12 protein-coding genes and 1 pseudogene are annotated in these 12,631 nt (G+C 31.6%); all 13 read right to left on the minus strand.

The genetic code is table 11. The features are described from left to right. Nucleotides 1-16: 16 nt before the first annotated feature. Nucleotides 17-1,207, minus strand: a complete 1,191-nt coding sequence (dapG, locus tag ACREWB_RS14610) for an aspartate kinase (protein WP_431548185.1) — start codon at nucleotides 1,205-1,207, stop codon at nucleotides 17-19. A gap of 38 nt (nucleotides 1,208-1,245) precedes the next feature. Then, nucleotides 1,246-1,521 carry a YlmC/YmxH family sporulation protein gene (locus tag ACREWB_RS14615; protein ID WP_431548186.1) on the minus strand — a complete coding sequence of 92 codons (276 nt, stop codon included), beginning with the start codon at nucleotides 1,519-1,521 and terminating at the stop codon, nucleotides 1,246-1,248. Nucleotides 1,522-1,607: 86 nt separating this feature from the next. Beyond that, a complete protein-coding gene (locus ACREWB_RS14620; RefSeq protein WP_431548187.1) occupies nucleotides 1,608-2,882 on the minus strand; it encodes a M16 family metallopeptidase in 1,275 nt (424 codons plus the stop codon). A 96-nt stretch (nucleotides 2,883-2,978) separates the two neighbouring features. Continuing rightward, on the minus strand, nucleotides 2,979-5,090 hold the full coding sequence (locus tag ACREWB_RS14625; protein ID WP_431548188.1) for a polyribonucleotide nucleotidyltransferase: 2,112 nt from the start codon (nucleotides 5,088-5,090) through the stop codon (nucleotides 2,979-2,981). 117 nt (nucleotides 5,091-5,207) lie between these two features. Next, nucleotides 5,208-5,471 (minus strand): 30S ribosomal protein S15, encoded by a 264-nt coding sequence (gene rpsO, locus ACREWB_RS14630; RefSeq protein ID WP_431548189.1) that lies wholly within the window; start codon nucleotides 5,469-5,471, stop codon nucleotides 5,208-5,210. A gap of 136 nt (nucleotides 5,472-5,607) precedes the next feature. Continuing rightward, nucleotides 5,608-6,525 (minus strand): bifunctional riboflavin kinase/FAD synthetase, encoded by a 918-nt coding sequence (locus tag ACREWB_RS14635; RefSeq protein WP_431548190.1) that lies wholly within the window; start codon nucleotides 6,523-6,525, stop codon nucleotides 5,608-5,610. Between the two features lie 13 nt (nucleotides 6,526-6,538). Beyond that, entirely contained in the window at nucleotides 6,539-7,408 is an 870-nt protein-coding gene (truB, locus tag ACREWB_RS14640; RefSeq protein ID WP_431548191.1) for a tRNA pseudouridine(55) synthase TruB, read from the minus strand. Beyond that, nucleotides 7,405-8,367 (minus strand): DHH family phosphoesterase, encoded by a 963-nt coding sequence (locus ACREWB_RS14645; protein ID WP_431548192.1) that lies wholly within the window; start codon nucleotides 8,365-8,367, stop codon nucleotides 7,405-7,407. The genes truB and ACREWB_RS14645 overlap by 4 nt, the downstream gene beginning before the upstream one ends. Nucleotides 8,368-8,422: 55 nt before the next feature. Next, a pseudogene (gene rbfA / locus ACREWB_RS14650) lies at nucleotides 8,423-8,779 on the minus strand (30S ribosome-binding factor RbfA); the annotation flags it as partial. Between the two features lie 21 nt (nucleotides 8,780-8,800). Next, nucleotides 8,801-10,867, minus strand: a complete 2,067-nt coding sequence (gene infB, locus ACREWB_RS14655) for a translation initiation factor IF-2 (RefSeq protein WP_431548193.1) — start codon at nucleotides 10,865-10,867, stop codon at nucleotides 8,801-8,803. A gap of 23 nt (nucleotides 10,868-10,890) precedes the next feature. Further along, the gene (locus ACREWB_RS14660; RefSeq protein ID WP_431548370.1) at nucleotides 10,891-11,232 is read right to left on the minus strand and encodes a ribosomal L7Ae/L30e/S12e/Gadd45 family protein; all 342 of its coding nucleotides are present in this window, start codon (nucleotides 11,230-11,232) and stop codon (nucleotides 10,891-10,893) included. Further along, nucleotides 11,219-11,488 carry an RNase P modulator RnpM gene (gene rnpM / locus ACREWB_RS14665; RefSeq protein ID WP_431548194.1) on the minus strand — a complete coding sequence of 90 codons (270 nt, stop codon included), beginning with the start codon at nucleotides 11,486-11,488 and terminating at the stop codon, nucleotides 11,219-11,221. The genes ACREWB_RS14660 and rnpM overlap by 14 nt, the downstream gene beginning before the upstream one ends. Nucleotides 11,489-11,499: 11 nt before the next feature. Further along, nucleotides 11,500-12,621 (minus strand): transcription termination factor NusA, encoded by a 1,122-nt coding sequence (gene nusA, locus ACREWB_RS14670; protein ID WP_431548195.1) that lies wholly within the window; start codon nucleotides 12,619-12,621, stop codon nucleotides 11,500-11,502. Nucleotides 12,622-12,631: the final 10 nt, after the last annotated feature.

Below are 12,631 nucleotides of genomic sequence, written 5' to 3' on the forward strand. Positions count from 1 at the left end.
AAACTATATACATTTTTTATCCTAATTTAAATTCTTTATGCAATGCATTAATTGCTCTTTCAACATAAGGTGTTTCTATAAGACACCATATAGTCATATGAGAGTCGGCTGTTTGTAGTACTTCAATATTTTCTCTAGTTAATGCCTTAAGTATTCTCGCCATAACACCAGGTATTCCTCTCATTTTAGATCCTATAATTGAAAGTTTACTACAATCCTTTACAAAAGAATAAGCCATATTAAGACCTTTTATTAAATTCTCAAATTTAACATAATCTTTTTCATCAATAGTAAATATTTTTTCTTTAGGAAACACATTTATAAGATCTATGCTAATTAAATTTTCAGCTAAAATATCAAAAAGATCATCGTAGCTAACATCTATATTTTTACACATCTTTATTTGAACCCTATTGTTCATATGTGTTATCCCTGTAATTATATTTTGGTAATCTTCACTCCCCAAATTACTAATTATAGTCCCATCACAATCATTCATAGTATTCTTTATTACTAGTGGTATATTATATTTTTTAGAAATCTCAACAGCTCTTGGATGTATCACCTTAGCTCCTTGATCAGCAAATTGAAAAGTCTCATCGTAACTTATTTTTTTTATTGTGCTAGCCTCGGAAACTATTCTTGGATCAGCTGTCATCATACCATCCACATCCGTGTATATTTGAGTCTCTACTGCATTAAGTGCTGCGCCTAGTCTTGCAGCTGTAACATCACTGCCTCCTCTCCCAATAGTAGTAATATAGCCTTTCTCATCTTCACCTTGAAAGCCTGCTACCACAGGGATTTTTCCACTTTGTAAAATATCCATTATTTTTTTTGTATCTACATTAATTATTGCTGCATTGTTATAATTACAATCCGTTATTAAACCTGCTTGTCCCCCGGTTAATGGCACAGCATCAATATTATTATCATTAAATTCATTACACATTATTACAGTACTTATAATTTCACCACAACTCATTAGTAAATCTATGGCTAATGGATTTGCTATTTTAAAATTATCGTCTACTAATGATAATAACGTGTCTGTTGCATAAGGCTCATCTTTTCTCCCCATGGCAGATACTACTACCACAGGGGAATATCCTTCAGCCTTTGCGTTTTGAACTTTACATACTACAAGCTTTCTCTTTTCTTTGGTTGAGACTGATGTCCCTCCAAATTTCTGCACTAATATCTTCATTTTTGTCCTCCAAAGTTAAATCATCATCTGAAATTTCGTTAAATACGAGATTTTTTCAAAAATTCGTTATCAACATCAATTATTATGGTTCTAGATCCTATCTTTTTAACATATTCCCAAGGTATTTCAATTATATCGGTATTATGAAAAAAACTAAATTTAGAACTGCCTTCATTGATTATTAAAAATTGTAAAACTCCGTTTTCATCAATGACTACATCATTATTTCCTAAATTATTATATTTATCACCATCATTAATATTAATAATTTCATATCTTTCCATTTCACTATATAACTTTACATTGTCTTCCATATACACATCCTCCTTAACAATTCTCATAGAATACTATGGAATATGTTAAGGAGTTATGCATCATTTCCATATAATTATAAATAAATTTACTTTTCAATAGAAATAATATTACCATAGAAAACATTTTGTAGCACTTCTTTTTCTTTTCCAACAAAGGCTGAATTTATAATACCCTTTTTAAAAGTACTCTCCATAACATTGTTAACTCTTGACATATCTATTTCGTCTATTTTTCTAAGTACATCTTTAGGAGTATTTATTTTATTCAAAAACATAACAGATTTTCCGTTGCTAAACATCCTGCTACTTGTGCTTTCAAGTCCTAGAATATAGCCACCCTTTAACTGTTCCTTAGTTTTGCAAAGTCTTTCATTATCAATTCCAATTTTTGAGAATTTAGTTACCTCGTCTTGTATTGCATCAATTGCAACTTTTGCTTGATTTGGATTTACTCCCGCATAAATACTTACAACTCCTGTGTTTTTAAAGGCTGAAATATAGGAATAAATTGAGTAACACACACCTAACTCTTCACGAACTTTCTGAAATAATTTTGAAGATGCTCCTCCACCTAATATATTACTTAGTAATATTAGTGCATAGGTATCGTCATTTCCTGTTTCTACACCCGGCATCCCTAGACTTATATGAAGCTGCTCAATATCTTTTTTCCTAAAGAAATGTTGATTAAATAATTTAGGGCTACTATATTTAGTAATATTTTTACTTTTACAATTCCAATCACCAAAATATTTTTCAAGGAGTTTTTCTATGTTTTTCATATCGAATTTACCAGCAATTGATATAACTAAATTTTCCGGTTCATAATGCGCGTCTATATAATCTAGAATAGTTTTCCTGCTAAACGATCCCACTGTATCACTAGTCCCTAAAATAGGTAATGAAATGGAATCCGTATCCCAAATTGCTTTTGTATGCAAATCTATCAAAACATCTTCTGGTGAATCTTCGCTCATCTTTATTTCTTCAACGATAACACCCTTTTCTTTTTCGATTTCATCTTCTGAAAAGTTGCTATTGAAAAGCATATCTGACAAAATATCCAAGGATAATTCTAGATGTGTATCTAATGCCTTTATATAAAAACATGTAGCTTCCTTACCAGTAAAGGCATTTAATTGACCACCTACGTCTTCTACCGCTTCCGAAATCTGCTTTGCGGTTCTACTAGAAGTGCCCTTAAAAAACATATGCTCAATAAAATGTGATATTCCACTGTTTATTACATTTTCATTTCTTGAACCATTTTCTACCCATAAGCCTACGCTTACAGAATTCACATATTCAATATTTTCAACTACAACTCTTAACCCATTATTTAATTTGAATAAATTGTACATATGTTCCTCTCCTTAATGAAAATCTGTATTTAATATGTGCATATTAAGCTAATATTATTTTAAAAAAAATAAAAAGGCCTCTAAGCCCTTCTATCATTATTCACTATCTTTATTTTCGTTTTCACTATCTTTCATAGCGTCTCTTCTTGAAAGATTTACTCTTCCTTGATTATCTATTTCCATTACTTTTACTAATATTTCATCACCAACGGAAACAATATCTTCTACTTTGTTCACTCTAGCAAAATCAAGTTTAGAAATATGCACTAAACCTTCTTTATTAGGAAGTATTTCAACAAAACATCCAAAAGCAGCAATTTTTGTTACTTTCCCTAAATATATTTCGCCTACTTTAACTGATTTAGTTAGCTCTTCAATAATTTTTACTGCTTTATTTGCACTATCACCGTCACTCGACATAATTACAATTTTACCATCGTCATTAGTATCTATTTTAACACCGGTTTCTGCTATAATTTTCTTTATAGTTGCTCCGCCTTTTCCTATTACGTCTCTAATCTTGTCAGGTGCTACATTTAGTATGTACATTCTAGGAGCATATTTTGATAGTTCACTTCTTGGTGCGTCTATACATGCATTCATTTTACCTAATATATGAAGTCTGGCTTTTTTTGCATCTATAATTGCGGTTTTAATGCAGTATTTAGATAACCCATGAAGCTTTGTATCAACTTGTATAGCTGTAATACCTTGCTCCGTTCCGGCAACTTTAAAATCCATATCACCAAAAAAATCTTCAATACCTTGAATATCTGTTATTATTTTTTCTTTAGATAAGTCAGCATTTGTAATTAATCCCATTGCTATACCCGCTGCTGGTCTCTTAATTGGAACACCTGCATCTAGTAGAGCTAAAATGCTTGCACTTACACTAGCTTGAGATGTTGAGCCATTAGAACTTAATACTTCTGATACTACTCGAATAGCATAAGGAAATTCGTCTACAGATGGTAAAAGTGGTTCCACTGCTTTCTCTGCAAGTGCACCATGACCAATTTCGCGTCTTCCAGGTCCACGCATTGGCTTAGTTTCTCCTACACTATAAGCAGGGAAATTATAATGATGCATATACCTTTTAGTATCTTCATCACCTATTCCATCTAACATTTGAGCTTCTTTTAACGCTCCAAGTGTAGCAACTCCCATTACTTGAGTAAGTCCTCTTGTAAAAAGACCTGTTCCGTGAGTTCTTGGAAGTATTCCTACTTCGCAACTTATTGGTCTAACCTGATCAAAAGCTCTTCCATCTGGTCTTCTATCTTCATTTAACATCATATTTCTAACTATTTCCTTTTGGATATTATAGAAAATTTCACCGATATCTGATTTACTATCAGGATATTTTTCACTGAATTCATTTTTTATTTTCTCTTTTATTTCATCAACCATTGCATTTCTCACATCTTTATCCATTGTGTACATTGCAGTTCTAGTCAAATCAAATGAGAATTCTCTAACTTCACTTTGGAGAGTTTCATCTATTGCTTGAAATTCAAAAGCCTTTTTTTTCTTTCCAAATTTAGCAACGGCTTCTTCTTGGAAAGCTACAATTTTTTTACATGACTCAAAAGCAAAATCAATAGCATTTATCATTACATCTTCAGGTATTTCCTGTCCATTTGCTTCTATCATTGTTACATTGTCTTTTGTTGCACAAACTGTAAGATTCATAGAACTTGCGTTTCTCTCTTCTACAGTAGGACTTAATATAAAGTTACCCTCAACTAAACCAACAGAAACAGTTGCAACAACATCTGTAAAAGGTATACTTGAAATACATAATGCCATTGATGCTGCATTCATAGCAAGTATCTCAGGTGAATTATCTTGTTCAACTGAAAGTACTGTACAAACGATTTGCACATCATTTTTATATCCTTTAGGAAATAACGGTCTTAGTGGTCTATCAATTCCTCTTGCTGTTAGTATGGCTCTTTCTGATGGTCTTGCTTCTCTCTTTATAAAACCTCCTGGAATTTTTCCAACAGCATAGAGTTTTTCTTCATATTCTACACTTAGTGGAAAAAAATCAATACCATCCCTTGGTTTCTCTGATGCATTTGCATTAACTAGAACTACAGTTTCACCGTAGCTCACTAGTATTGCACAGTCTGATAACATTCCAATCTTACCATACTCAGCTTTAAGAACTCTACCTGCTACGGTAGTTTCAATAATATGATTCATATATTTACCTCCCATAAATTTAAAGTAATATAATTAACTAATATACAAATTTATTGTTCTCAAATGTATATTTTTTTAATAACATTTAAAATAATAGAGCGGCAAGGCCGCTCTAAATTATTTTCTTAGTCCAAGTTCTACAAGAATTGCACGATATCTTTCAATATCTTGATTCTTTAAGTAACCTAACATTCCTTTTCTTTGTCCAACCATCATTAATAGGCCTCTTCTTGAATGGTGATCTTTTTTATGAACTTTTAAGTGTTCATTTAATTCTAAGATTCTTGCAGTAAGTAATGCAATTTGCACTTCTGGAGAACCTGTATCTCCTTCATGTCTTGCGTGTTTTACCATTATTTCTTGTTTTTTAGCCTTTTCCATTTTACAACACCTCCGAATATTCTTCCCCTATTCCAAGTATACCGTTGGCGATTCGATTAACTTAGCATAAGGTTCAAATCAATTATAACAAACTAAGATTAAATTGTAAATTAATTTTTAAATTTAAAGCTTATATTTATATATTTTGCTCCAAAGCAAACTCTTTATCCTTTGAAAGCTGCTGCTTTAGTTTATCAATGGTATTAAATTTAACCTCATCTCTTATTCTACTTATAAAATTAATTTTAACTACTTCACCATAGATTTGTTCGTCAAAGTTCAATATATGCGTTTCTACTGAAAGTTTGCCACCTTCTACAGTAGGATTATACCCTATATTTGTAATAGCTTTATGAAGATCATTATTATAATCAACTACAGTATAGTATACCCCACCCTTAGGAATAATATATTTCTTATTATAATCTAAGTTTACAGTTGGGAATCCAATTGTTCTCCCAAGTTGTTTCCCTTTAATTACATCGCCAATAATAGCGTGCGCTCTTCCTAAAAGCTTATTTGCTCTAGTGATATTCCCTTCAGCTATAAGATGACGTATTTTTGAACTACTTACAATTTCATCATTAATACTAATTGCTTCACAAACACATAGCTCATATCCAAGTATATTACTATATGTTTTAAGCATCTCTACATCACCTAAATTTTTATATCCAAATCTATAATTAAAACCAACAACTATACCCTTTGCATTATAAAAATTCACCATATTTTTTATAAACTGTTCTGGTGTCATCTTCATAAACTCCTTATTAAAATTAAACAAATCAACAATATCAATGCCTGTGTTTTCCAATATATTTATTTTAGTATCATTATTCATTAGTAGTTTTGGACGAATATCTTTGTTAATAACAGACAAAGGGTGATTTTTAAAGGTGCAAATCATACTTTTTGTATTATTCTCATTTGCAAGTTCTACAGTTTTATTTATAAGATGCATATGCCCTAAATGAAGCCCATCAAAATTTCCTAGTGCAATATATGTTGGATATTTAAGTTTTGTTTTAAAATTATCTTCTATAACCATCATTTTAAAATTTCTCCTATATAAACGATTTTATTAGCCTAATACCATCAATACTTTTTTCTGCAATCCCAATAAAATCATTTTTATTATTATAAATATTATATATACTTTCCGCTTTAAACTTACAAGTTAGTGCCTTATCCTTTACTACAACACCATTTAGCAAGAACACAATAAATCTATCCTCTATAGTAATTTTGATATTGCTTTCAAAAATATTTTCCACAGGCATAATATGCTCATTTATATTTTCTGCATTTAAATCATCTATATTTATAGAATTTTCAATAGGAAATCCACCAATAGCAGTTCTTTGTAAGTTCCACATCATACCACCACATTCTAGCATCTGTCCTATATCATAGCAAAGGCTTCTAATATACGTACCCTTAGAACATTTCACCCTAAACTTTACATATGGCAACTTAATATCCATAATATCTATACTATAAATCTCTATATTTCTTGCTTCCCTCTCTATTTCTATACCAGCCCTTGCCAATTCATAAAGCTTTTTCCCATTAACTTTTAGTGCTGAGTACATTGGGGGAATTTGTTTTATTTTTCCAACAAACGAATTAATTACATTTATAATTTCATCCGTACTGGCTTTAACTTCACTTTCACAAAGGACCTTTCCTTCTCTATCATAAGTGTCTGTAATAACGCCGAGTTTTAATTCAGCTTCATAAATTTTAAAGTCTCCCATTATATAGTCTATAGCCTTTGTAGCCTTGCCTATACAAACAAGTAAAACCCCGCTAGCTTCAGGATCTAAAGTACCAGCGTGGCCTACTTTCTTTATATTGCTTACTTTTTTGATTTTACGTACTACATCAAAAGATGTAATTCCTGTAGGTTTATGTACATTTATTATACCATTCATTCTATCAACTCTTTTTCTAAAATTTCTAAAAGCTTAATTTTAGTGTCGTGAAAGTCAGTTTCAGTGAAAAAACCTGCTGCTCTAATATGACCACCACCGTGGAAGCCTTCTGCAATTTTCCTAACATCAACTGTTGATTTAGATCTTAAACTGACTTTAACACCATTTTCAGCTTCTCTTATAACAATAGTAACTTCAACTGTATTTATAGAAGAACCTAAAGTTACAACATCCGCTGTATCAGAAGATTCTAAATTATATTTTTTTATCAAATTTTTAGGTATATACATAACACACACTGTGCCATTAAGTTCTGATGTCATATTACTAATAATTTCTCCACAGAATTTTATTTGTTCAAATTTTCTATTTTCAAAAACTATTCTATGAATATTACTAAAATCTATACCTGTATTAATAAGTTCTCCTGCGATACTATGAGTTACTGCTGTTGTACTTGAATGTCTAAAAGAACCCGTATCTGTAAGTAAAGAGGTATACAAGCATGTACTGATTTCACTGTCTATTTTAATCTTAAGAAGTATAAGCGCTTCATACACAATCTCTGCAACTGCTGAAGCGCCTGTATCAATATAGTTCAAATCTCCGTACAAATCATTAGATACATGGTGATCTATATTAATTAATTCAAATTTTCTATTTTGCATAGATAAATTCGCATTAATTCTTTTAAAATCACCACAATCTAAGACTATAACGCAGTCTGTATCCTTTACCGGTTCACTTATTTCACCAGTAATTTCATCGGAGCAAGGCAAAAACATAAAGCTTTGTGGGATAATTTCTTTAGAAATTATATATACTTCCTTGTTTAATTTTCTAAGTCCAATAAGTAGTGCTAATGCACTACCTAATGAATCGCCATCTGCAGAAGTATGAAAAGTTATAGCAATTTTTTTAAACATCTTTATTTTGCTAAGAATACCACTAATTTTCATTGCTATCCTCTTCAATGCTATCTTCTCCGCTTATATGTGCTTCACTATTTTCTTCATCAATTTTTTCTTTTTCTTTTATTTGATGAAAAATGCCTTCTAAATGTATTGCACGTTCTATGGTTTCATCTACCTCTATTATGACTTGAGGAACATGTCTTAATTTAACATGAGCACCTATTTCTTTTCTCATAAGTCCAGTTGAACTTTTAAGTGCCTCAATTGTTTCTTTTTTAGAAATTTCGCTACCAAATATACTAACGTAAATCTTTGTATAGCTTAAATCTTTTGTTGTATCCACTTTTGTTACACTTACCATAGCACTTTTTCTTGGATCTTTTATTTTGTTTTGAATTGTATTGCTTACTTCTTTTTTGATTTCTTCATTTATTCTTCCATTTCTATAATTAACCATACAACCCACTACTCCTTAACCTTATATTAATTTTGGTTTTACTTCTTCCATTATGAATGCTTCAACAACGTCTCCTTCTTTAATATCATTGAATTTTTCTATACTTAACCCACATTCATATCCAGCTGCAACTTCTTTTGCATCATCTTTAAATCTCTTTAGTGAAGCTAATGTTGATTCAGTTATTACTATACCATTTCTAAGAACTCTTACACTACTATTTCTAGTAATCTTACCACTGAGTACATAAGATCCTGCTATTGTTCCTACACTTGATACTTTGTATATTTGTCTTATTTCAACTCTACCTAAAACAACTTCTTTATATACAGGATCAAGAAGTCCAAGCATTGCAGCTTTTATATCATCAAGAGCATCATAAATTATTCTATAGGTTTTAATTTCTACTCCCTCTTTTTCTCCAATTGAAGCAGCATTATTGTCTGGTCTTACATTAAATCCTATGATTATAGCATTTGATGCAGCTGCAAGCGTAACATCTGTTTCTGTAATAGCTCCAACTCCAGAATGTATAACTCTTACTTTAACATTTTCAGTAGATAATTTTTCTAGAGATTGTCTTACAGCCTCTACAGACCCTTGAACATCGGCTTTAACAATTACACCAAGTTCTTTAACAGATCCCTCTTGTATTTGACTATATAGATTTTCCATTGACACTCTATTACTTGCCTTAAAATGTTCTTCTCTTGATTTTGCTTTTCTAGCTTCAGCCATGTTTCTTGCAGTTTTCTCATCTTTAACTACATTGAATCTGTCTCCAGCTGCTGGTACTTCAGATAACCCAAGTATTTCTACTGGTATAGAAGGTCCGGCATTGTTTATTTTTTCACCCTTATCATCAAACATTGCTCTAATTCTACCATAAGTTGATCCAACTATTATAGAATCCCCAGTGCTTAATGTACCATTCTGTATAAGTAGTGTAGCAAGAGGACCTCTACCTTTGTCAAGTTTTCCTTCTATTACAGTTCCTTTTGCACGTCTATCAGGACTTGCTTTAAGCTCTAGCATTTCCGCTGTAATTAATACCATTTCAAGTAGTGTATCTAAACCTTCTTTAGTATGAGCTGATACTGGAACACAAATTGTCTCGCCACCCCAATCTTCTGATACAAGACCATTGTCTGCTAATTCTTGTTTAACCTTGTCAATGTTAGCTCCTGGTCTATCTATTTTGTTTATAGCTACTATCATTGGTACTTTAGCAGCCTTACAGTGATTTATAGCTTCTTTAGTTTGTGGCATAATACCATCATCTGCAGCTACAACAAGTATAACTATATCTGTTATTTGAGCACCTCTTGCTCTCATTGCAGTGAAAGCTTCATGACCAGGTGTATCTAAAAATGTTATTTTTTCTCCATTAATAGTCACAGTATAAGCACCAATATGTTGTGTAATTCCGCCTGCTTCTGTTTCAGTAACCTTAGATTTTCTAATGCAATCAAGTAATGATGTCTTACCGTGGTCAACGTGACCCATAACTGTAACAACAGCTGGTTTCTTATGCGTTCCTAAATCAGAATCAGCATCTTCATCATCAGCGATTTTTCCTAGTTCTTCATCTTTGAGTACTGCAAGTGCACCATATTTTTCTATTACTTTTTCAGCTGTAGCAAAATCAATTTCTTGGTTCATTCCAGCCATAACGCCTATGAAAATAAGTTGTTTTATAACTTCTACATATGGCCTCTTTAGCTTATCAGCTAAATCCTTAACTGTAATAGACGCTTCAATCACTACAACTTCATCATCTATTGCTTCGACACTATTGTTACCATTTCCTAGTTCATCTCTACCTTTTCTACCTCTTTTTCTGATAATAACTTTGTTAGCATCTTCATTAGCTAAATTTTCGTAATGTTCTACTGTTTCATTCTTATCATCTTTGAGTCCTGAATTCTCATCACTATATAGTTCCTTTATTAACTCAGCATCCTCTTCCTCAATCACACTCATATGATTTTTGGCCTTTATACTAAATTCCTCAAATAGTACATTAATTAATTCTTTACTTGTTACTTCTAATTCTTTTGCTAATTCATATATTCTGACTTTTGCCAAATCATTCACCCCCGAAATTTAATTTACTCATTTTCTTCATTTTCTTTATTTACTTCATTGTCTTCATTCCATAAACTGAGTAACTTATCACTCATCCTTTTATCATTTACACACAGTACATTAATTTCTGCTCTACCTAAACACTTACCTAAATCTTCACTGGAAGTGCCTTCAATAAGCGGTATATTGTTTTTAATACCCAGTCTTTTAAATTTGTCTTTTGTATTTACAGCACTTTCCTCAGACAAAATTATAAGAGTTCCTCTTCTGTGAGACAGCGCTTCTTCACATTGATTGTAACCTTCAATAAGTTTGCCTGCCTTTTTTGTTAATCCTAAAAAATTAAAAAATTTATTGTTCATTATTTATCTCATCCCTAAGTTTAACATAAATATCTTCACATACTTTTCCACCTAAATTTCGCTCTAATCTTTTTGTTTTGAAAGATTTTTCAAAGCATTCTATGCTCTTACATATATATGCGCCTCTGCCTGGCTTTTTCCCTGTTAAATCTATAGAAGTTTCGCCTTCTTTACTACGAACTATGCGCAATAGTTCTTTTTTACCTTTCATTTCCATACATCCTGTGCACATACGCTGAGGTATTTTTTTAACCTTCATAAAGCTATCACCTACTCTTTAATAATTGGTTCAATTGCTTCATTTTCACTAACATTGCACTCAGTAACTTCAACTGATTCCATGTTATATTGTGCCTGAGTTCTACTTTTAATGTCAATTTTCCAACCTGTAAGTCTAGCAGCCAATCTAACATTTTGGCCTTCTTTCCCAATAGCTAAGGATAATTGATTATCTTCCACTATTACTTTTGCAGATTTAGAATTTTCTTCAACTACAACATTCAATACCTTTGCAGGACTTAGTGCATTTGATATATACTCTTCAGATTTCTTGCTCCACTTAATAATATCAATTTTTTCATTTCTTAGTTCGTTAACTATATTCTGAACCCTGCTACCTTTAGGACCAACACAAGCTCCCATAGCATCAACATTTTCGTCATTTGAATACACTGCAATTTTAGTTCTTGACCCTGCTTCTCTTGAAATACTTTTTATTTCAACAATTCCACCAAAAACCTCTGGTACCTCTAATTCAAATAAGCGTTTTACAAGACCTGGATGAGTTCTTGATACACCTACTTGAGCACCTTTTGTAGTGTTTTTAACCTCCACAATATATAATTTTAATTTTTCATTAAAATTGTATTCCTCACCTGGCATTTGCTCAGTAGCGCCAAGAACAGCTTCGATTTTACCTAAATCTATAAATACATTTCCTCTATCTTTTCTAATAACACTTCCTGTAATAATGTCAAATTCTTTGGTTATAAATTCATTGTAGATGATGTTTCTTTCGGCCTCTTTAATTCTTTGAATAACCACTTGTTTTGCTGATTGTGCCGCTATTCTTCCAAATTTTCTTGGAGTAACTTCAATATCAACAGTATCCCCAATTTGGTATCTAGGACTATACTCCTTTGATTCTTCAAGTGATATTTCATTAACTTCTTCAACTACTTCTTCTACAACTACCTTTTGACCATAAACATGTATTTCACCTGTTTCTCTATTCATTGACACTTTTACATTTTGGCTAGCATTAGAAAGAGTAGCATAATTTTTCTTGTATGCCGCTACTAATGCATCTTCAATAGTTTCAAAAAGCATTTCCTCGCTAATTCCCTTTTGGTCTACAATTTCTCGCAATGCTTCAATAAAATCTTGATTCATTTTAACTTCC

Source organism: Clostridium sp. (assembly GCF_050717635.1).
Taxonomy (GTDB): Bacteria; Bacillota; Clostridia; order Clostridiales; family Clostridiaceae; genus Clostridium_AD.